The sequence below is a fragment of the Micromonospora sp. NPDC093277 genome, from assembly GCF_044765245.1.
Classification (GTDB): Bacteria; Actinomycetota; Actinomycetes; order Mycobacteriales; family Micromonosporaceae; genus Micromonospora.
The window spans coordinates 130420-150187 of sequence record NZ_JBIWJO010000005.1 but is presented as its reverse complement, the minus strand read 5'-3'; the positions used below and the strand labels follow the sequence as shown (position 1 = coordinate 150187).

Below are 19768 nucleotides of genomic sequence, written 5' to 3'. Positions count from 1 at the left end.
ACAAGGAGGTGATGCCGATGACCGGCTCACCACACCCAGCTGAGTTCTCGCTGGTCGACGAGGCCTGGATCCCGGTGCTGGACGCCACGGGCCAGCGCCGCGACGTGTCGCTGCTCGGCCTCTTCGAGCAGGCCGGCGACGTACGCATGATCGCCTGCGAACTGCCCACGCAGACCTTCGCGATCCTGCGGCTGGCGCTGGCGATCCTGCACCGAGCCACCGGCGGCCCGGCCGGCGAGGCCGCCTGGCAGGCACTGTGGCGGGACCGGGCACTGCCGGTCGCGGACATCGCGGACTACCTTGGCGCCTTCCGCGACCGGTTCGACCTGCTGCACCCGATGCACCCGTTCTATCAGGTCGCCGACCTGCATGCGGCGAAGAGCAACACGTACGGGCTGGAGCGTCTCATCGCCGACGTGCCGAGCGGCCTGCCCTTCCTGACGACCCGTGCCGGGCCAGGCATGGACTCGATCACGCCGGCCGAGGCTGCCCGCTGGTTGGTGCACTGCCAGGCATACGACCCCTCCGGCATCAAGACGGGGGCGGTCGGAGACACGCGGGTCAAGGGCGGGCGGGGCTATCCCATCGGCGTGGCATCGCTCGGCTCCCTGGGCGGAGTACACCTTGAGGGCGCGACCCTGCTGGAGACCCTGCTGCTCAACCTGGTGCCGATCGCACCGGGCTGGCAGGTGGCCGACGAACGGGACCTGCCGGTGTGGGAGCGTGACCCGCAGACGTCCGCCGAAGAGGCCGACGTCACCCGTGGCCCGTACGGTCTGCTCAGCCTCTACACCTGGCAGTCCCGGCGGATTCGCCTCTTCGGTGATGCCGCCGGCATCACCGGCGCGATGATCTCCAACGGTGACCGGCTCGAATGGCAGGACCGGCACCTGCTGGAGCCGATGAGCGTCTGGGGACGCAGCGGCCCACGCGAACGCGAACAGAAGCGGACCCCGATCTACCTGCCCCGGCCGCACGACCACAGCCGGGCCCTGTGGCGAGGGTTGCAGACCCTGCTGCCGGCGCCGCCGCCGTCCGGCGCCGAGCCGCCGAAGCGGTTGTCGCCGATGGTGGTGCAGCGGCTCGCCCGGCTGACGGTCACCGGAGTCGTCGGATCGGACTTCCAGGCCCGCACGCGTGCCACCAGCGTCACCTACGGCACCCAGCAGTCGGTCGTGGACGAGGTGTTCAGCGACGCGCTGACCATGAACGTGCTGCTGCTGGTCGAAGACTCCGCGCTGCGGGCCACCGCCGTCGACGCCGCCGGCGACGCCGAGGCGGCGGTGACGGTGCTGCGCCGGCTCGCCGACAACCTGGCCCGCGCCGCCGGCAGCCGCGACACCGACATCGGCGAGGCTGACCGGGCGGCCGAATCCGCGTACGCCCGGCTGGACCGCGCCTTCCGTGACTGGCTGGCCCGACTCGGCCCGGACAGCGACCCGGCGGCCGAGCGTGCGACCTGGCAGCGGCTGGTCCGCCGGGCCGTCGAGCGGCTCGGGTTCGACCTGGTCGCCGCCGCCGGCCCGACCACCTGGGTCGGCCGCATGGGCAAGGACCGCGCCGGCCGGGACATCCACTACTCCAGCTCCCAGGCCGAGGCGTGGTTCCGCGACGGCCTGGCCAGGGCACTGCCCATGACGACCCAGTCTCCGCACCAGAGGCAGGAGGAGAAGGTATGACCGCGGTGGAAGTCGACCAGCCGGCCGGCCCGGCCCGGAAGGCCTGGGTCCGGCGCCGCGCCGACCTCGGCGAGCACGTCGCGCGGACGGTCGGCAGCCTGCAGGCACGGGTGTTGAGCACCGTGCCCCAACCCGAAGCCGTCAGCGCGCTGGCCCGGCTGCGGCGCGGCATCGGCCGAACGCCAGGCTTCGATTTCCTGCTGGAACGGTACCTACAGGTGCCGGAGCACCTGCTCGGCCACCGGCCAGCCGACGACACCGAGGCGACGGACGCCGAACACGCCGTGCACGACGCGGTAACCCTGTACGCGCTGCACCAGCAGTCGCGCCGGGAGCGGATGCACGCGGACGGACGCGGGCTGGGGCAGGCCCTGTCCGACCTCGTCCGCAAGTCCTCCAGCCCGGACGGGGTGCGCCGCCGGTTCGCCGCCCTCGGCACCGCCAGCACCTACCACGAGAGCACCTACCACCTGCGCAGCCTGATCACGATGCTGCGCGAACACCAGATCCCACTCGACTACGGCCTGCTCGCCGACGACCTGCGGACCCTTCGCAGACCGGACGGGCCGGCCAAGGTCCAGGCCATCTGGGGCCGGGAGTTCTTCCGCAGCCGGCCCAGCACCGACGTTGACGCCCCCACCCACTCTGCCGAGGAGCAGCCATCATGAGCCGCACCATCATCGACGTCTACGCGCTGCAGACCGTGCCGCCGAGCAACCTCAACCGCGACGACACCGGCTCCCCGAAGACCGCCGTCTACGGCGGGGTGCGACGCGCACGGGTCTCCAGCCAGGCCTGGAAGCGGGCGATCCGGCTGGCCTTCGCCGACCTGCTCGACGACTCCCAGCTCGGCGAGCGGACCAAACGCGTCGGCGAGTCGCTCGCGGCCCGGATCAAGGCACTCGACGCGAGCATCACCGACGAGGCCGCGTCCGCGCTGGCCACCGACGTCTTCGTGGCCGGCGGCCTCGCCAAGGCCGAGAAGAAGAAGACCGAGGCGAAGGACGTCGAGTCCGGCTACCTGCTGTTCCTGAGCCACCGGCAGCTGGACAATCTCGCCGCCGCCGCGCTGGAGGCGGCACGCGCCGGCGCCACCCTCGACAAGGCCCGCTTCAAGGCGCTGGTCGACACCGAGCACTCGGTCGACATTGCGATGTTCGGCCGGATGGTGGCCGACATGACCGACATCAACGTCGACGCCGCATGCCAGGTGTCCCACGCCATCAGCGTCCACGCCGTCGACAACGAGTTCGACTACTTCACCGCCGTCGACGACCGCAAGGCCGACGCCGCCGAGACCGGCGCCGGCATGATCGGCACCATCGAGTTCAACTCCTCCACGCTGTACCGGTACGCCACCGTCGACGTCGACGCGCTGCACCGTACCCTCGGCGACGCCGACGCGACCCGAGCCGCCGTCGAAGCGTTCCTGACCGCGTTCGCCCGCAGCATGCCGACCGGCAAGCAGAACACGTTCGCCCACCGCACGCTGCCCGACGCCGTGCTGGTGCGGCTGCGCGACACCCAGCCGATCAACCTGGTCGGGGCCTACGAGACGCCCGTCCGGGAGACGCACGCCGCCGGGCGGCTCGAACTGGCCGCGGCCGAACTGGCACGGCACACCGTGGCGGTCGAGAACGCCTACGGCGAGCGGCCGGTCGCCAGCTGGGTCACCCAGGTCGGGGAGAAGACCGCGGTGCTGGCCGACCTCGGCAAGGCGGTCAGCTTCAGCGAACTCGTCACCGGGGTGGGCGAGCAGGTCGCCGTGGCACTCGGACAACCCGCATGAGCGTGCTGCTGCTGCGGCTGGCGGGCCCGCTGCAATCATGGGGCTCGTCCAGCCGCTTCGCCCGTCGCGGCACCGAGATCGCGCCTACCAAGAGCGGAGTGATCGGTCTGCTGGCCGCCGCCAAGGGCCTCCGGCGCACCGAACCGCTTACCGAACTGCTCGGCCTGGAGTTCGGGGTACGACTGGACCAGCCCGGGCAGATCCTTCGGGACTTCCAGACCGCCCGAAGCCTCGACGGCCGCCAGAGCGCACCGTTGACCTACCGCTTCTACCTGTCGGACGCGTCCTTCCTCGCCGCCGTCAGCGGTGAACGGGAGCTGCTGTGCGGCCTGGCGGACGCACTGGACCGCCCCCGCTTCCCCCTCTACCTCGGGCGTCGCTCCTGCCCACCGGCCGGGCCGATCAGCCTCGGCGTGCACGACGGAACCCTCGACGACGCGCTGACGCAGTGGCCCTGGCTCGCCGCCGACTGGTACCGCAAGAAGGCCGCCCGCACCATCCGGCTGGAAATCATCCGCGACGCCCGCCCCGGCGATCCGGTCACCGAGACCGTGCCCGACGAGCCGGTCAGCTTCGACCCCGCCCATCGGCAGCACACCTGGCGGTCGGTGCTGCGCCGGCACGTCGACGTCGCCAACGACCTCGCGGAGCGGGCCGGTGTCGCCGAGCACGACCCGCTGAGCCTGCTGGGAGGCTGAGCATGTTCCTGACCCGATTCCAGATCAACCCGGCCCGCCGCAACGCGCGGAAACTGCTCTCCTCCCCGCACGCCATGCACGCCGCGGTCCGCGCCGGCTTCGCCGCCGCCGAGGACTACGAGCGCGCCGGCTCCCGTACGCTCTGGCGGCTCGACACCCCGGCCACCGCGACCGTCCACCTCTACATCGTCAGCCCGGGCCGACCCGACCTCGCCCACCTGGTCGAGCAGGCCGGCTGGCCCACCAGCGACGAAGTCTGGGTGACCCGGGACTACGACGGACTGATCGGCTCGCTGCGCTCCGACCAGGAGTGGGCGTTCCGGCTCACCGCCAATCCGACCCACAGTGGGCGCAAGAACGCCGAGGCCAAGGAGACCCAGCGCTTCGGCTACCTGCGCGAACACGAGCAGATCGCCTGGCTGCTCGCCCGCGCCGACCGGCACGGCTTCACCCTGACAAGCCAGCACGACGGCCGCCCCAACCTGCGACTGCACCGCCGCCAGACCCAGACCTTCAAACGGGGCATGGGCGCCGTCACCCTCACGACGGCGACGTTCGACGGCATCCTCCGGATCACCGACGCCGACGCCTTCCGCCGGGCGCTGACCGGTGGAATCGGGCACGCCAAGGCGTACGGCTGCGGCCTGCTCACCCTCGCCCCCGCCCAGGCCGCCCCATGAAGATCCCCGGTGTCCCGCCGGCGGAACTGGCAGACCTCAACCGCGCCCAGGACCGGCTCAGCTTCATCTACCGCGAACGCTGCGTCATCCACCGCGACAGCAACGCGATCACCGCCACCGACGACAAAGGTGTCGTCCACATCCCCGCCGCCACCCTCGGTGTCCTCATGCTCGGACCCGGCACCAGCATCACCCAACAGGCGATGATGCTCCTCGCCGACAACGGCGCCACCGCAATCTGGGTCGGCGAGCACGGCGTTCGCTACTACGCACACGGGCGCCCGCTGGCCCGATCCAGCCGGCTGCTCGTCGCCCAGGCCATTGCGGTCTCGCAGCGCGACCGACGCCTGCAGGTGGCACGAGCGATGTACCGGATGCGCTTCCCGGGCGAGGACACCACCGGACTCACCATGCAGCAACTGCGCGGCAAGGAAGGAGCACGAGTACGCCGCTGCTACCGCGAACACTCCCGTCGCACCGGCGTGGCATGGAACAACCGCGAGTACAACCCGGACGACTTCAGCGGCAGCGACCCCGTCAACCAGGCCCTGTCCGCCGCACACGCCTGCCTGTACGGCGTCGTGCACGCCGTCATCGTCGCGGTCGGCGCCTCACCCGGGCTCGGCTTCGTCCACACCGGCCATGACCGATCTTTCGTCTACGACATCGCCGACCTCTACAAGGCCGACATCACCATCCCGGTCGCCTTCGACGTCGCGGCCAGTGGATCCACCGACATCGGCCCGGACACGCGCCGCGCCGTCCGGGACCGGATCCACGACGGGGCACTCCTCGACCGATGCGTACGCGACATCCGGAGCCTGCTGCTCGATCCCGCTCCCACCGGGCCGATAGACGAGCAGTGGCTCGACGGCGAGGCGGAAGGCGACACCGTGCGCCTGTGGGACGAAGGCGGCTACGAGCTTGCCAGCGGACGCAACTATGCCCCGGACGTAGATTTCTGATGACCGTCATCATCCTGACCGCCTGCCCCGAAGGACTGCGGGGTCACCTGACGCAGTGGCTGTTGGAGATCTCCGCCGGGGTGTACGTCGGTCACGTGAACAGCCGCATCCGGCAGCGACTCTGGGCCAAGGTCGTCGAGATGGCCGGGGCCGGCCGGGCGCTGCTCGTCTATCAGCAGCCGGGCGAGCAGCGACTGTGCTTCCAGGTGCACGACCACCACTGGCAGCCGGTGGACTTCGACGGCATCACCCTGATCTGCCGACCGACCGAGCGCAGGACCTACAACCCGGCGTTGCCCCGAGGCTGGAGCAAGGCATCGAAGCGCCGCAGGTTCGGACGCCGGACCCCAGGGGGCAACGCCGCACCGGCGGTGAGCCCCGGACAAAGCGATGGAGAACGCGACGGCTGACCGTGGCGCAGGTGTTCGGACAACTCGCATCCCGGCGGGGGCGGTTCAGGATGCGGGCGAGCAGTGCGATCACGGGTGGGCGGCACCGCAAGAGAGGATCCGGCTGGTGGGGACTCCGCCCACGTCGGCGGGGCGGCCCCGCGATCGGTTCCATCGTGGAGAACTCTCTTTGACGGTGTCAACGACGGCCGAAAAGTGACCCCCTAGCGACGGTCGAAAGCTGACCCCCTGCTGGTTCGGTTCTATCGGTGGTCGTGCTTGTCGGCTGGCGGTACTGGCCGGCCGAGGCTCGACTGCGTCCACGACCGAGCCCGCAGGTTTACGCATGTGCTTCGGCGGCTCGGACGCCGCCAACGCCCGACGGACCGTGTTCTTCGAGATACCCAACCGGCGAGCGATCGCCTTGATCGGCATCTGCTCCGACCGGTGCAGCCGGCGGATCTCCGCCCAGTCCTCCACGCTCAACACCCTCCTGATCATTCGGAGGGGTCAACATTCACCCGCCGCCAGGGGTCAGTTTTCACACGTCGACGACAGACGGGGAGCGTCGCTGGCAGTCGATCGGACTCGATCCGTCCGACTGGGCACCCGGTACGCTCCCTCTATCCTGAAGCCGGTCACGCGACCGTCCCCTTCTTGTTGCAGAGGCCAGGTAAGACGATCTTGCGAGGCGAAGTGAAGGAAAACGACGTACTTGATCTTTAGAGCCGCAGGTCAAGAAGTCTGCTCCCCGCGCACGCGGGGGTGATCCCGGCTTGCGCTGCATCGAGATCAGCAGGCTTGACTGCTCCCCGCGCACGCGGGGGTGATCCCCCGGCCACGGACCTGCCCCGCGCACGGGTCAACTGCTCCCCGCGCACGCGGGGGTGATCCCGCAGCGAGACGCTGCCGGGGTCGGTGTCCTGCCTGCTCCCCGCGCACGCGGGGGTGATCCTTTGGTTGGGCCGATGTTTGATGCACTCGGCGGCTGCTCCCCGCGCACGCGGGGGTGATCCCTTCTGACCGTCACGAATGCTGCCCTCGAACGCCTGCTCCCCGCGCACGCGGGGGTGATCCCGGGGGGTGCACGCGACGGGCACCCCACTCCGGCTGCTCCCCGCGCACGCGGGGGTGATCCCGCAACGTCGCCGTGCGGCTGGGCAGACATCCGCTGCTCCCCGCGCACGCGGGGGTGATCCTTGGGTCGACGGAGCAACCATGCTCGGCAGCAACTGCTCCCCGCGCACGCGGGGGTGATCCCTTCTATACGGCCAACGTGTCCGTCTGGCAGTCCCTGCTCCCCGCGCACGCGGGGGTGATCCGGTGGCGCAGCTGGCCGGCGCCGCAGCCACCGGCTGCTCCCCGCGCACGCGGGGGTGATCCTTAGCGGGAGATGACTGGGCCGCTGAGTCAGAGTCTGCTCCCCGCGCACGCGGGGGTGATCCGCGGCTCGACAAGTCCGGTACCGCCTCGATGGTCTGCTCCCCGCGCACGCGGGGGTGATCCCCGACCTCGGGTGCGGTCACCGCGACGTCCCAGCTGCTCCCCGCGCACGCGGGGGTGATCCCGGCACGGCGTACGCGACCAGCGGTGTCACGCTCTGCTCCCCGCGCACGCGGGGGTGATCCCTGAGCGGGCAGTCCGTGCCGGCTGGCCACCGGCTGCTCCCCGCGCACGCGGGGGTGATCCCCTGAACGGTCAAGCTCTTACCCTTAAGATCACCTGCTCCCCGCGCACGCGGGGGTGATCCCTTGCCGCGCTCCCGACTGATCCGATCGGCGACCTGCTCCCCGCGCACGCGGGGGTGATCCGTCGGAGAAGTCGTCGCCGAGCTCGGGCAGCTCCTGCTCCCCGCGCACGCGGGGGTGATCCCATGCTCGACAAGGCCAAGGACACGCCGATCATCTGCTCCCCGCGCACGCGGGGGTGATCCGGCGTCTTCCGAAACTCGCCGACGACGGGACAGCTGCTCCCCGCGCACGCGGGGGTGATCCCCACCTGGCCGTCATCGACGAGCACGGCTTCGTCTGCTCCCCGCGCACGCGGGGGTGATCCCGTTGATCAGTTCGGTGGTGGCCATGTCAGGCCCTGCTCCCCGCACACGCGGGGGTGATCCCACCGAGGCGACGCCACCCCCGCCCGCGTCGCCCTGCTCCCCGCGCACGCGGGGGTGATCCCGCGCACGTCCTGATCGGCGACCTCGTGCCGTGCTGCTCCCCGCGCACGCGGGGGTGATCCCTCTCGCGTCTCGGGGCGGTACCGGCGGTCGGTCTGCTCCCCGCGCACGCGGGGGTGATCCCGTGTCGACGAGGATCCCGCCGAGGTGGGGGAACTGCTCCCCGCGCACGCGGGGGTGATCCCGTCTTGCCGCCGTGCTCGAACTCGAACCCGTCCTGCTCCCCGCGCACGCGGGGGTGATCCCGAGCGGATCCGGCTGACGTTCGGTCATGCCGGCTGCTCCCCGCGCACGCGGGGGTGATCCCGACGCGTACTGAAGCGCGATCAGCAGCGAGAACTGCTCCCCGCGCACGCGGGGGTGATCCCCAGATCCGCTGGACGACGGTGCGCGGCGGAGCCTGCTCCCCGCGCACGCGCGGGTGATCCCTGGGCCGGCGTCCAATCGGCCGTCCACGGCATCTGCTCCCCGCGCGCGCGGGGGTGATCCCGGCGGCAGGATCGCGAGGTCGATCAGGGCGTCCTGCTCCCCGCGCACGCGGGGGTGATCCCTTGATGCCCCTGGGTGGTTGACGGTTAGTCGCCTGCTCCCCGCGCACGCGGGGGTGATCCCGGGCCGAGCGCCGACGGCTGAAGGCGCTGCATCTGCTCCCCGCGCACGCGGGGGTGATCCGTCGACCCAGACGGGCACGAGGTGCACGGCGGCCTGCTCCCCGCGCACGCGGGGGTGATCCCCTCATGAAGGAGCGCTACCCGGATATGCCGGTCTGCTCCCCGCGCACGCGGGGGTGATCCCCCGTCACCCGTGGCGGGCCACCGCCCGCACCGCTGCTCCCCGCGCACGCGGGGGTGATCCCTCACGCATCGCGTTGCGTGGGCCATCGCCAACCTGCTCCCCGCGCACGCGGGGGTGATCCGTCGCGTCTCCAGGGTGAGGCCGATTTCCCGGACTGCTCCCCGCGCACGCGGGGGTGATCCCGCGTAGTCCCGCTCCCACTTGACCTTCCACACCTGCTCCCCGCGCACGCGGGGGTGATCCCGCGACCGGCACCGCGGCGCCGCGGTGGGGAACCTGCTCCCCGCGCACGCGGGGGTGATCCGCGTGTGGTGTACGTGTTCCTGCGTGTCGGTGCCTGCTCCCCGCGCACGCGGGGGTGATCCCATCATCGAGGGTTGGGAATACGCCCGCCTTGCCTGCTCCCCGCGCACGCGGGGGTGATCCCTGCCACCGGACGTACGTGCCGCCCGGCGTGGCCTGCTCCCCGCGCACGCGGAGGTGTCCCGGCAGTTCCCCGCCGTCTGCGTAGACGCGGGTCTGCTCCCCGCGCGGGGGTGATCCCTCGCTCTTTGCGGTTAGGGCGACGGCGGCGACCTGCTCCCCGCGCACGCGGGGGTGATCCCGCGTTCTGAGCCGACGGCTTCTCCGCAGCCTCCTGCTCCCCGCGCACGCGGGGGTGATCCCACGGCGTACAAAATCCTGCTCACCGTCGCGCCCTGCTCTCCGCCCACGCGGGGGTGATCCCGCCTGGGACAGTGCGGTCTTGGGAGGCGTTGTCCTGCGCCCCGCGTACGCGGGGATGATCCCATTGTGTGGGACCACTCCACTACAAGTCCGGGCGGGCCTGCTCCCCGCGCACGCGGGTTGATCCCCCGCACCACCAACCGACTGCTACGGACACCCGACCTCTGCCAGGTCGCCGGTGTGCTGCGTAGAAATCCACGCGCCCGCCGGTCAGATCATCTCGGTCTTCAACCGCCCGTCCTCGTACGGCTGTGCGGCCCGCTGGAAGCAGGCACCGGATACTCGGCTCTCCACCGTCCGGACGTGCCGGAAACGTTGGCCTCGGTAGTAGGCGTGCAACCGCGGGTTCGTGGTCCACGCGTCCAGCCGTAACCAGGTCAGGCCGGCCTGGTACGCCCGGCCGCCGGCCCAGTCGAGCATCTCCCCACCGAGCCCGGCGCCGGCGTACCGAAGCGGGATCATCATCTTGGCGGCGTACAGCGCGTCGGCCGGATCGTCTTCCGGGTACCACAGGGCCTCGGGGTCTCTGTCCGGCTTCCACAACGAGTCGACGTCCACATATGCGGTCAAGGTGATCGTGGCGATCGGGTCCGACCCGTCCCACACCATCCAGGTCTGGCCGGCCTGCACAGTGGCAGCCACCGCCGACCGAGGCAGTGGGATCGACCACTGCTCTTCGCCTCGTGCGGCGAGCCAGGCGGCCCGCTCGCGCCGCCAGCTCATGATGACCTCGACGTCTGCCAGGGTCGCAGGGCTGATGATCACTGCGGCTCCTCCTCCCGGTCGTGGAACCTTCCGATCACGGCCGAGTCGCCGAGCGTGTAGGCCAGCCGGTTACGGTCGCCAGCGAACGAGGTCACGGACACCCGCACCGCCCGCTCGTTGGTGAACCCGGTCCGGATGTACAGCAGCACCGGAGTGCCCGGCGGCAAGTCGAGCAACTGTGCCTCGGCCGGGTTCGGCATCCGGGCCAGAATTTCGTCCTCGTATGCCACCTGCTCGTAGCCGCGCGCGGCCAACAGGCGGGTGGTGCCCTGCGGGATGTCGCGAGGCGAGAGCAGCTCGGTGACCTGCTGACACAAGTCCATCGGGTAGTAGGTGTCCTGCACAGAGGACGCCTGCCCGTTGACGAAACGGATGCATCGGCGGACAGCGGCGTGGGAGTCGACCTCCACCCCGAGCCGCTGCGCCAGCTCGGCCGGCAACGCCTCGATCCGAAGCTCGAACTCCTGCGATGCCTCGTGGCCCTGGTCGGCGACCTCGCTGCGCCAGGCGTCCGTCTCGGCGTAGGGGCCGGTGGGGAACTCCGCGCGGGAGGCGTGGAAGGTCAGGGTGAGCCGGTCACGGACGAGCATGCCACCGGACCGTCCGGGCACCGATTCCACCAGGCCCTCGTTGACCAGCAGGCCAGTTGCGAGCCGGATGGTGTTGCGTGACACCTGGTACTGGTCCATCAACTGGGGCTCGGTCGGCAGCCGGTCGCCGGCGCGTAGCTCGCCCTTGCGGATCTTCTCGCGAAGTTCGTCGGCGATCTTCTGGTACAGCGGCGGCACAGCCCCACCCTCCCTGATGTCGTACCAACCAATCTAGCCCTTGGCCTTGACTGTGGCCTGACGCACTGCAATGGTTGGTATGAATCCAACGTTACCCAGCGTCGGCACTCGACCACCATGGAGCAGGGATGAGTACTCCGGCTGAGATGGCCCGGGAGATGGAAACAGTCAACCGGGCACTTTCGGCGACGAACGTCCTCCTCGCCGGCATGGACCAGGTCAACAGCGCCTGTGAATTGCATCCACCGGCCAATTCGCCGCTGCGAACCCTCGTCGAACACGCCGAGCAATCCGCCGGCCTGGTCACCAAGTACTTGCGGGATCAGCCCCGCGCATGAGCCGGGTGCAGGGTCCGTCTTCCTCCCCCCGATGGCCCCTGCACCCATCAGCCGGGTGCGCGGTCGGTGCCGGGAAAGGCCCGGCCGCGCACCCACGGGAAGGAGGTGGCGCCCGTGCAGCGCAAATGGTTCGTGCCTGCCAGTGCCGACGATCCCTACGATCCGTTCGGCACGGCCACCCTCTACGGCCGTCAGGACGGCTACACGCTGCCGGCCTCGACCGGTCCGACCGACCCGCAGGCGCGCGCCGCCGCCAACCGGGCAATCTGGGAGTCGGCTCCGCTGCCGGCGCAGCCCGGGTTGCTGGCCCGCCTGTTGCACAGGATCACGAAATGACCGGCCCACCAGAGCCGCAGCCCCGCTCGTTGGTGGTACCGGCCGGCACGCTTCTGCGACTCGCCGCCACCGAATGGGCCGACTGCGCTGACCTCACCCACGACACCGACGTCGCGGTGGTGCTGTCCGTGGTGCGGACCGACCCGACCCACGTCGGGTGGACGTGCGTGATCGGGCACCGGCCGCAGTGTGAGTACGCCGACGAGCACCCGCCGTACATCGAGCTGCGAGTCCGTACTGCGGTGTTGCACCGGTTCGGAAGCCCGCCGTGACCCGGATGGACGAGCCGACCGGTCTTGCCGACCAGGTGGAGGTCGCGTTGCTGACCGTCGCGGCGCACGAGGACGGACGCCGCTGTCTCAACTGTTCCGCGGGCGTCTGCGGGGTGTGGTGGTGGGCGCTGAAGTTGCTCGAACGCCATCCGGGCCCCACCGGCTCCGCACCGACTTCCGATCAGTCCAGACGACGTGACCCGAGAGAGGCCAGCCGTGGTGATGACACCTCCTGGCGCAGATGACCGCCCGACCGCGCGTATCGACCCGGTCCCCGCCGCCGTCCGGCCCGACACCGTGCGCGGCGGCCCGCACCAGGGGCCGAAGCTCCTGGCCGACGAGTTCCATCTCCTCGCCCACGACGACCAGACCGGGAAGCCCCGCCTGCACGGCGCGGCGACCAACTACGGGATTGCCGCCGCGCTGCTCGGCGAGCTGGCCTCGGCCGGAAAGGTCACGTTCGACCGGGGTCGGCTGTGGGTGCGGGACACCCGGCCACCGGACGATTGGTTGCAGCATCTGGTGCTGGCCCGGCTGGTCGCCGAGCCGCAGCACACCGCCACCCGTACCTGGCTGGCGTTCCTTGCCGAGACGGTGCCCGAGCAGGTCGCTGAGCGGCTGTGGCAGGCCGGCAAGGTCGCCCCCCAGCAGCACCGCCGGCTGCTGCGTGCCACCACCGTGTACGTGCCGACGAACACCAACGTCGCCGCCTGGTCGTGGGCGCGGTTGTCGACCCTGCTGCGCGACCACAAGCAGCTGAACCCGTTCGACCTCGCGCTGATGGGCATCGCCAACTCGTGCGGGCTGGGCGGGTTCGTCCTCGACGGCGCCCGTGCGTCCGTCCACGCGGACCTGCGCCGGCAGCTGGAGGAGGCCCCCCAGCCGATGCGCGAACTGCTCGCCGACCTTGACACGGCTGTCGGGTCTGCCGTTCTGAGCCACCGCACCTGACCGGTGCGGTTCATGTCACCCGCACCGGCCGGTGCGGTCGTTTCCCCCCACCCCCTTCTTGCAGGGAGCTTCCCCATGTCCTCACCTCCTGACACCGTGTCCACTGTGCTGGCACGAGGCCGGCTCGGCACGTGGACCGTGGTGTTCTTCGTGATCGCCGCCGCCGCGCCCCTGACCGTGGTCGCCGGCGGCGCGACGACCGGATACGCCGTCACCGGCGTACTCGGCATCCCGGTGTCCTACCTCGCGGTCGCCTCGGTGCTCGCCGTGTTCGCCGTCGGCTACGTCGCCATGAGCAGGCGCATCGTCAACGCCGGGGCCTTCTACACCTACGTGACCAAGGGCTTCGGCCGGCCGGCCGGCGTTGGAGCCGCGTTCGTCGCTGTCGTCGGCTACAACGCCATGCAGATCGGCCTCTACGGCGGGTTCGGCGCGGTCCTCGCCGGGTTCCTCGGCGACCGTGGCATCGACGTGCCATGGTGGCTGTGCGCCTACGCCGCCTGGGCGATCATCGCGGTGCTCGGAGTTCTGCGCATCGACCTCAACGGCAAGGTCCTCTCCGCCATGCTGGTGGGCGAGGTCGTCGTCGCGTTGGTGTACGACGCGGTCATGCTCACCCACCCGGCCGACGGGCGGGTCACGTTCGACACTCTTTCTCCGTCGCACATTTTCGCCGCCGGCATCGGTGCCGCCCTGGTCACCGCCATCACCGGCTTCGTGGGTTTCGAGAACACGGTGGTGTTCTCGGAGGAGACGAAGGACCCGAAGCGGACCGTGGCGAGGGCGACGTACATCGCGGTGGCGATCACCGGCCTGCTGTACGGGGCGTCGGCGTGGGCGATGTCCGTGGCCACCGGCCCTGACAAGATCGTTGAGGCGGCTTCGAAGGACAGCACCGACCTGATGTTCAACCTCGTCGGCCCGTACATCGGAGCCGAGTTGGTGACCGTCGGCCGGCTGCTCTTCATCACCAGCCTGTTCGCCGCCCTGCTCAGCTTCCACCACACCGAGGCGCGGTATCTGTTCGCCCTCGGTCGGGAGCGGGTGCTGCCCGCCGTCCTCGGCCGGACCAGCCGGCGCACCGGAGCACCGAAGGTCGGCTCGATCATCCAGACCGTACTCGCCGCGGTGGTTCTCGCCGGGTACACGATCACCGACGCCGACCCGATCGTGCACCTGTTCTTCTGGGTCACCGTCACCGGCGGCCTCGGCGTGCTGATCCTGATGACGGTCACCTCGGCCAGCGTGGTCGCGTTCTTCATCCGCAACCGCACCGACGACGGGATATGGCGGACCCGGATCGCGCCGGCTCTGGCCGCCCTCGCCCTCGCCTCGATCCTCTACGTGACCATCGAGCAGTTCGACACCCTGCTCGGGGTGGAGCCAGCCTCGCCGATGCGCTGGTGGTTCCCCGCCAGCTACGGCATCGCCGCGGCGGCCGGACTGGTGTGGGCGCTGGTCCTGCGGGCGATTCGACCCGAGGTGTACCGGTCGATCGGGCTGGGCGCGGAATCCGCGAAGACACCGCTACGCGCTCCCGAACCCGTCCGCCAGCCCGCCTGATGAGGAGCCCTACCGTGCCCACGACACAAACGGATGCGACCATCCGACGGGCCACACCACCCGACGCCGCCGCACTGGTGCGGGTGCTGGTCGACGCGTTCTTCGACGGACCGGTCGCGGACTGGCTGATCCCCGACCTGGCCGAGCGACGGGTTGTGTACCACCGCTACTTCCGGCTGATGCTCAACCACGGGCTGAGGCACGGACGGGTCGACACCACCACCGACCTGACCGGGGTGGCGATCTGGCACCGGCGCGAAGACGCAATCCCGGCCGGCCCGGACCTTCACCACGAACTGGAGACGGCGTGCGGCGAATACGCGCCCAAGTTCCTGCTCCTGGACGCGCTCTTCGAAGCACACCACCCCCGGATGCCACACGACTACCTGGCCTACCTCGCGGTTGACCCGACCGCGCAGGGCCGGGGGATAGGCTCGGCGCTGCTGAACCACGCACACCGTGCGCTCGACGAGAAGAGCCAGCCGGCATACCTGGAAGCCAGCAACGAGCACAACCGCCGGCTGTACCTGCGCCACGGCTACGAGTCCGGCCAACCGATGCGGGCATCAACGGAGGCCCCGCCGATCTGGCCAATGTGGCGTCAGACTGCCGACGGGGGAGCCCAAGGGCCGGACCGGCGGCTGCGGTGAACGCCACCATGGCCACGTCCGTACGGCACGCGAAACCCGGCGACGTCGCCGCTGTGACAGCGCTGCTCGTCGCCGCGCTGGAAGGCGACCCGGTCGCTGAGTGGCTGGTGCCGGACCAGCGCGAACGGCACAACGTTTTCCAGCGACTACTGGCAGTCGAGGTCGACCACGCCGTCGAAGCCGGCGACGTCTACGTGACGCTGGACTGGTCAGCCGTCGCCGTCTGGCGCCGCCACGACCTCGACTCGGACCGCAGGGCGTTCGGAGATCACCACCTGACAACCTTCGCAGGCCGCGCGGCACCCCGGTTCGGCGAGCTGGCCGCCGCAGTGCGCAGCTATCGGCCCGACGCGCCGCACCACTGGCTGTCGTGGCTGGCCGTGCAGCCCGGCTACGCGTGGCCCGCCGCCGACGCGTTGCTGCGCCAGCATCACCAGGTGGTCGACCAGACCGGACACCCGGTGTACGCGGTCGTCTGGACCAAGGGCGCGCGGGACCTGCTGTGCCAGCACGGCTACCGGCCGGACCTTCCGCTGCACCTACCCAGCGGCCCGAGGATCTGGCCAGTCCAACGCGGGTCTCACCCCGCTCCGCTGTCCACCGCTGGCTGACCACCCGACCACGGGTACCAGGGTCGCCGCATCGCTGAGGCGGCCCTGGTCCCCGGCCGCCCCTGACCAATATGTCAGCAAGGAACTGCACGCCATGCTCCAGCCGGCCGTCCCCACCCGCCGCCGCGTCAGCCTGCATGGCAGCGACCTCATCTGCCGCGCAGGCGTGATCGGCCTGCTGCGACCTCGTCCGGAGGTGTTGCTGCTCCACGACGCCGAGACCGACCAAGCCGACGTGGCGGTAATCATCGGCGACAGCGTCGACGAGGCGACCCTGCGATCCCTGCGGTCCCTGCACTGCCGGGGTGGCACCGCGATGGTGCTGGTAGTCACCCACATCGACGACGCTGGGCTGGTCGCCGCCGTCGAACACGGAGTCGCCGGGATCGTCCGCCGGTCGGATGCCAGCCCTGACCATCTCGTCAGCGTCATCCGAGCCGCCGCAGCCGGAGAGGGGAGCGTCCCACCCGATCTGCTCGGCCGGCTCCTCAAGCAGGTCGGCACGGTGCAACGGGACGTGCTCAGCCGGCAGGGCCTGACATTCAACGGCTTCACCGCCCGCGAAATCGAGATAATGCGCCTGGTCGCCGACAGCTACGGCACCAGCGAAGTCGCCGCCGCACTGGCCTACTCGGAGCGAACGATCAAGAGGATCATCCAGGACTTGACCAACCGCCTACACCTCCGCAACCGCTGCCACGCCGTGGCCTACGCGCTGCGCAACGGCCTGATCTGAGAGGAGTGGCCATGCCATCGCGTTTGTCGCCAACATCGTGGCCGAAGCCAAGCAGCGCCTTCACAAGTCCCACCAGCGATGTCGCGAAAGCACACAAGACCTCGGCTTGGGTTCGTTCCGGGGGCAGCCGGTGGAAGTTGATCGCCATCGACCAGTCCGGCCAGAGCGCCCGGTACGCTGTACCTACCCTGAAGCCGGTCACGGGCCCTTCCCCCTTCTCGCTACACAGGCCAGGTAAGACGATCTTGCGAGGCGAAGTGAAGAAAAACGACGTACTTGATCTTTAGCGCCGCAGGTCAGGAAGTCTGCTCCCCGCGCACGCGGGGGTGATCCCCTTGTCGGCCGGGAACCGAGTAGCCGTCAAATCTGCTCCCCGCGCACGCGGGGGTGATCCCGACGCTGGCCGCTACCCAGTGCTCCAGGCTCACTGCTCCCCGCGCACGCGGGGGTGATCCTCCGGCGCAAGATGATCACTCTCCTATGATGGGCTGCTCCCCGCGCACGCGGGGGTGATCCCCCCAACCTCGTCGTACATGGCCGTCACGACAGCTGCTCCCCGCGCACGCGGGGGTGATCCCAACACCGCTGCCGCCGCCGAGGCCGCCGCAGCCTGCTCCCCGCGCACGCGGGGGTGATCCCGCAGTCACGCTCACGTTCGGTGGCGACGCCGACTGCTCCCCGCGCACGCGGGGGTGATCCGCTGGCCCCGAAGGGTGCGCCGAAGCTCTCGCGCTGCTCCCCGCGCACGCGGGGGTGATCCCTGGAGGCTCGCGATGGCGAGCACGCGGGCACCCTGCTCCCCGCGCACGCGGGGGTGATCCGGCGTCGGCCGTCAGGCCGGACGCGATCACGTACTGCTCCCCGCGCACGCGGGGGTGATCCCGACGAGCTTCGCCGGAGCGGGCTTCGGGACAGCTGCTCCCCGCGCACGCGGGGGTGATCCCTCCTGCGTCACCCGGATGTCACCGCCGGCAGCCTGCTCCCCGCGCACGCGGGGGTGATCCCGGCAGCAGCAGGCCGCCCGCCTCACCGAGGTCCTGCTCCCCGCGCACGCGGGGGTGATCCCGTCTTGCCGCCGTGCTCGAACTCGAACTCGAACTGCTCCCCGCGCACGCGGGGGTGATCCCGGGGCCAACATCATTCAGAATGACCTTGTTGCCTGCTCCCCGCGCACGCGGGGGTGATCCCCCCGGATCGCGGCCGCCAACCCCTCGTTGCGGCTGCTCCCCGCGCACGCGGGGGTGATCCCTCACGGGTGGCACCGCGCTGACCGGAAACGAGCTGCTCCCCGCGCACGCGGGGGTGATCCGGGAAGGCGGGGCGTCGTGCTGCGTACTACCGTCTGCTCCCCGCGCACGCGGGGGTGATCCCGACGCCAAAGCCGAACCCAAAGTTAGGGGCATCTGCTCCCCGCGCACGCGGGGGTGATCCGGCTCTTCCGGTCGAGGCGGAGGAGATCACCGACTGCTCCCCGCGCACGCGGGGGTGATCCCTCGCCGCCGGACGGCACCTCAACAACAAGGCCCTGCTCCCCGCGCACGCGGGGGTGATCCCGCCACGCTCGTGCGCCCGCCCGCGCCGGCCGCCTGCTCCCCGCGCACGCGGGGGTGATCCCAGGATCGAGATGACGTCGCCGATGATCGCGAACTGCTCCCCGCGCACGCGGGGGTGATCCGGTCACCCTCGACGGTCTCGCCGGGCGATTCGACTGCTCCCCGCGCACGCGGGGGTGATCCCTCGGCGGAGTGCAGAAGCTCAGCAATGCCCGCCTGCTCCCCGCGCACGCGGGGGTGATCCCATGGCCAACACGTTCTGGCCGGGGGCGCCCGGCTGCTCCCCGCGCACGCGGGGGTGATCCCGGGCCCCGGGGATTCGTCCTCGGGGCCCTTCGCTGCTCCCCGCGCACGCGGGGGTGATCCCTCCTCCAGCTCGATACGTCCGACCGCGCGTGCCTGCTCCCCGCGCACGCGGGGGTGATCCCGCTCACGGTCGCCGTACCGACGTACGAGACAGCTGCTCCCCGCGCACGCGGGGGTGATCCGGCGCTCACCGGAAAGACTCGGGAAGAGCGTGACTGCTCCCCGCGCACGCGGGGGTGATCCCTGGGCGAATAGCTTGACTCGCGGGTCGCTGCTCTGCTCCCCGCGCACGCGGGGGTGATCCCGTCGTCTTCGACACGCTCCGGTGCGCGATCGCCTGCTCCCCGCGCACGCGGGGGTGATCCCAAGGCGAAGGCCACCAAGGTTTACGACGACTACTGCTCCCCGCGCACGCGGGGGTGATCCCGGCTGGGACAAGGTGATGGTGTCGCCGGAGATCTGCTCCCCGCGCACGCGGGGGTGATCCCACCGGCACAGTCGGCAGGTCTGCCACGGCGGTCTGCTCCCCGCGCACGCGGGGGTGATCCCGTTCGTTGCGGTCAGGCGGCTGACCTCACGGCCTGCTCCCCGCGCACGCGGGGGTGATCCCACCGTGCGCTGCGGCCACTCGGACACCTCGCCCTGCTCCCCGCGCACGCGGGGGTGATCCCCTCGGCCGCATGTTCGCTGACGCCGAAGCGGACTGCTCCCCGCGCACGCGGGGGTGATCCCCGGCTCCGCTTGCTGCGTGAGGCGCGGTCGTTCTGCTCCCCGCGCACGCGGGGGTGATCCCTCGCCCTCCGTCACGCTGACGATTGTCACGCCCTGCTCCCCGCGCACGCGGGGGTGATCCCACCAAGGTCACGGTCTTCCGGTCGCAGGCCAACTGCTCCCCGCGCACGCGGGGGTGATCCGGAGGGCGCCAGAGGGATCGACGTGAAGCGGCTCTGCTCCCCGCGCACGCGCGGGTGATCCCGCGCGGCGGTGCTCGTCACGGAGACG

Annotated in this window: 18 protein-coding genes, 1 pseudogene and 2 CRISPR repeat arrays (1 of these 21 cut by a window edge); of the genes and pseudogenes, 16 read left to right on the top strand and 3 right to left on the bottom strand. The window is 70.8% G+C overall.

What is annotated here, in order from left to right; all coding sequences use genetic code 11:
• Positions 1 to 17 precede the first annotated feature (17 nt).
• Genes casA through cas2e form a run of 7 tightly spaced genes read left to right on the top strand, consistent with a single transcriptional unit; the run spans position 18 to position 6221 of the window.
• On the top strand, positions 18 to 1679 hold the full coding sequence (gene casA, locus ACIRG9_RS13175) for a type I-E CRISPR-associated protein Cse1/CasA (protein WP_402854532.1): 1662 nt from the start codon (positions 18 to 20) through the stop codon (positions 1677 to 1679).
• Positions 1676 to 2347: a type I-E CRISPR-associated protein Cse2/CasB gene (gene casB / locus ACIRG9_RS13170; RefSeq protein WP_402854530.1), complete on the top strand. Its 672-nt coding sequence runs from the start codon at positions 1676 to 1678 to the stop codon at positions 2345 to 2347. Before casA ends, casB begins: the two co-directional genes overlap by 4 nt.
• Entirely contained in the window at positions 2344 to 3468 is a 1125-nt protein-coding gene (gene cas7e, locus ACIRG9_RS13165) for a type I-E CRISPR-associated protein Cas7/Cse4/CasC (protein ID WP_402854528.1), read from the top strand. Before casB ends, cas7e begins: the two co-directional genes overlap by 4 nt.
• Complete coding sequence (cas5e, locus tag ACIRG9_RS13160; RefSeq protein ID WP_402854526.1) at positions 3465 to 4166, top strand: type I-E CRISPR-associated protein Cas5/CasD; 702 nt, start codon at positions 3465 to 3467, stop codon at positions 4164 to 4166. Before cas7e ends, cas5e begins: the two co-directional genes overlap by 4 nt.
• Before the next feature lie 2 nt (positions 4167 to 4168).
• A complete protein-coding gene (gene cas6e / locus ACIRG9_RS13155) occupies positions 4169 to 4846 on the top strand; it encodes a type I-E CRISPR-associated protein Cas6/Cse3/CasE (RefSeq protein WP_402854524.1) in 678 nt (225 codons plus the stop codon).
• The gene (gene cas1e / locus ACIRG9_RS13150; RefSeq protein WP_402854522.1) at positions 4843 to 5811 is read left to right on the top strand and encodes a type I-E CRISPR-associated endonuclease Cas1e; all 969 of its coding nucleotides are present in this window, start codon (positions 4843 to 4845) and stop codon (positions 5809 to 5811) included. The genes cas6e and cas1e overlap by 4 nt, the downstream gene beginning before the upstream one ends.
• Positions 5811 to 6221: a type I-E CRISPR-associated endoribonuclease Cas2e gene (cas2e, locus tag ACIRG9_RS13145; RefSeq protein WP_402854520.1), complete on the top strand. Its 411-nt coding sequence runs from the start codon at positions 5811 to 5813 to the stop codon at positions 6219 to 6221. The genes cas1e and cas2e overlap by 1 nt, the downstream gene beginning before the upstream one ends.
• A 282-nt stretch (positions 6222 to 6503) precedes the next feature.
• On the opposite strand, the pseudogene ACIRG9_RS13140 reads toward cas2e, so the two are convergent.
• The 3 genes and pseudogenes from ACIRG9_RS13140 to ACIRG9_RS13130 form a co-directional block, all read right to left on the bottom strand.
• A pseudogene (locus ACIRG9_RS13140) lies at positions 6504 to 6689 on the bottom strand (helix-turn-helix domain-containing protein); the annotation flags it as partial.
• A gap of 255 nt (positions 6690 to 6944) precedes the next feature.
• Positions 6945 to 10029: direct repeats of the CRISPR family, unit length 28 nt; unit sequence CTGCTCCCCGCGCACGCGGGGGTGATCC.
• Between the two features lie 78 nt (positions 10030 to 10107).
• Positions 10108 to 10662: a GCN5 family acetyltransferase gene (locus ACIRG9_RS13135; protein WP_402854518.1), complete on the bottom strand. Its 555-nt coding sequence runs from the start codon at positions 10660 to 10662 to the stop codon at positions 10108 to 10110.
• Positions 10659 to 11450 carry a GntR family transcriptional regulator gene (locus ACIRG9_RS13130; RefSeq protein WP_402854516.1) on the bottom strand — a complete coding sequence of 264 codons (792 nt, stop codon included), beginning with the start codon at positions 11448 to 11450 and terminating at the stop codon, positions 10659 to 10661. The genes ACIRG9_RS13135 and ACIRG9_RS13130 overlap by 4 nt, the downstream gene beginning before the upstream one ends.
• Positions 11451 to 11578: 128 nt before the next feature.
• Between ACIRG9_RS13130 and ACIRG9_RS13125 the strand changes: the two genes are divergently transcribed.
• From ACIRG9_RS13125 to ACIRG9_RS13085, 9 genes are all read left to right on the top strand, one after another.
• Positions 11579 to 11788 carry a hypothetical protein gene (locus ACIRG9_RS13125; protein ID WP_402854514.1) on the top strand — a complete coding sequence of 70 codons (210 nt, stop codon included), beginning with the start codon at positions 11579 to 11581 and terminating at the stop codon, positions 11786 to 11788.
• Positions 11789 to 11902: 114 nt separating this feature from the next.
• On the top strand, positions 11903 to 12124 hold the full coding sequence (locus ACIRG9_RS13120; protein WP_402854513.1) for a hypothetical protein: 222 nt from the start codon (positions 11903 to 11905) through the stop codon (positions 12122 to 12124).
• Entirely contained in the window at positions 12121 to 12396 is a 276-nt protein-coding gene (locus ACIRG9_RS13115) for a hypothetical protein (protein WP_402854511.1), read from the top strand. Before ACIRG9_RS13120 ends, ACIRG9_RS13115 begins: the two co-directional genes overlap by 4 nt.
• 5 nt (positions 12397 to 12401) lie before the next feature.
• Positions 12402 to 12641, top strand: a complete 240-nt coding sequence (locus ACIRG9_RS13110) for a hypothetical protein (RefSeq protein WP_402854509.1) — start codon at positions 12402 to 12404, stop codon at positions 12639 to 12641.
• Positions 12619 to 13347, top strand: a complete 729-nt coding sequence (locus ACIRG9_RS13105; protein WP_402854507.1) for a GPP34 family phosphoprotein — start codon at positions 12619 to 12621, stop codon at positions 13345 to 13347. Before ACIRG9_RS13110 ends, ACIRG9_RS13105 begins: the two co-directional genes overlap by 23 nt.
• 75 nt (positions 13348 to 13422) lie before the next feature.
• Positions 13423 to 14910 carry an APC family permease gene (locus ACIRG9_RS13100; RefSeq protein ID WP_402854505.1) on the top strand — a complete coding sequence of 496 codons (1488 nt, stop codon included), beginning with the start codon at positions 13423 to 13425 and terminating at the stop codon, positions 14908 to 14910.
• Between the two features lie 14 nt (positions 14911 to 14924).
• Positions 14925 to 15560 carry a GNAT family N-acetyltransferase gene (locus tag ACIRG9_RS13095; protein ID WP_402854503.1) on the top strand — a complete coding sequence of 212 codons (636 nt, stop codon included), beginning with the start codon at positions 14925 to 14927 and terminating at the stop codon, positions 15558 to 15560.
• Positions 15561 to 15568: 8 nt separating this feature from the next.
• Positions 15569 to 16171, top strand: coding sequence for a hypothetical protein (locus ACIRG9_RS13090; RefSeq protein ID WP_402854501.1), 603 nt, complete (start codon positions 15569 to 15571; stop codon positions 16169 to 16171).
• A gap of 94 nt (positions 16172 to 16265) precedes the next feature.
• The gene (locus tag ACIRG9_RS13085; protein ID WP_402854500.1) at positions 16266 to 16907 is read left to right on the top strand and encodes a response regulator transcription factor; all 642 of its coding nucleotides are present in this window, start codon (positions 16266 to 16268) and stop codon (positions 16905 to 16907) included.
• 305 nt (positions 16908 to 17212) lie between these two features.
• A CRISPR array of direct repeats spans positions 17213 to 19768; the repeat unit is 29 nt; unit sequence CTGCTCCCCGCGCACGCGGGGGTGATCCC (it continues 462 nt past the right edge of the window).

Excerpts from the sequence above, each read along its gene's own strand:
- casA (WP_402854532.1), top strand. The coding sequence starts at position 18 with ATGACCGGCTCACCACACCCAGCTGAGTTCTCGCTGGTCGACGAGGCC.
- casB (WP_402854530.1), top strand. The coding sequence starts at position 1,676 with ATGACCGCGGTGGAAGTCGACCAGCCGGCCGGCCCGGCCCGGAAGGCC.
- cas7e (WP_402854528.1), top strand. The coding sequence starts at position 2,344 with ATGAGCCGCACCATCATCGACGTCTACGCGCTGCAGACCGTGCCGCCG.
- cas5e (WP_402854526.1), top strand. The coding sequence starts at position 3,465 with ATGAGCGTGCTGCTGCTGCGGCTGGCGGGCCCGCTGCAATCATGGGGC.
- cas6e (WP_402854524.1), top strand. The coding sequence starts at position 4,169 with ATGTTCCTGACCCGATTCCAGATCAACCCGGCCCGCCGCAACGCGCGG.
- cas1e (WP_402854522.1), top strand. The coding sequence starts at position 4,843 with ATGAAGATCCCCGGTGTCCCGCCGGCGGAACTGGCAGACCTCAACCGC.
- cas2e (WP_402854520.1), top strand. The coding sequence starts at position 5,811 with ATGACCGTCATCATCCTGACCGCCTGCCCCGAAGGACTGCGGGGTCAC.
- ACIRG9_RS13125 (WP_402854514.1), top strand. The coding sequence starts at position 11,579 with ATGAGTACTCCGGCTGAGATGGCCCGGGAGATGGAAACAGTCAACCGG.
- ACIRG9_RS13115 (WP_402854511.1), top strand. The coding sequence starts at position 12,121 with ATGACCGGCCCACCAGAGCCGCAGCCCCGCTCGTTGGTGGTACCGGCC.
- ACIRG9_RS13110 (WP_402854509.1), top strand. The coding sequence starts at position 12,402 with ATGGACGAGCCGACCGGTCTTGCCGACCAGGTGGAGGTCGCGTTGCTG.
- ACIRG9_RS13105 (WP_402854507.1), top strand. The coding sequence starts at position 12,619 with ATGACACCTCCTGGCGCAGATGACCGCCCGACCGCGCGTATCGACCCG.
- ACIRG9_RS13100 (WP_402854505.1), top strand. The coding sequence starts at position 13,423 with ATGTCCTCACCTCCTGACACCGTGTCCACTGTGCTGGCACGAGGCCGG.
- ACIRG9_RS13090 (WP_402854501.1), top strand. The coding sequence starts at position 15,569 with ATGGCCACGTCCGTACGGCACGCGAAACCCGGCGACGTCGCCGCTGTG.
- ACIRG9_RS13085 (WP_402854500.1), top strand. The coding sequence starts at position 16,266 with ATGCTCCAGCCGGCCGTCCCCACCCGCCGCCGCGTCAGCCTGCATGGC.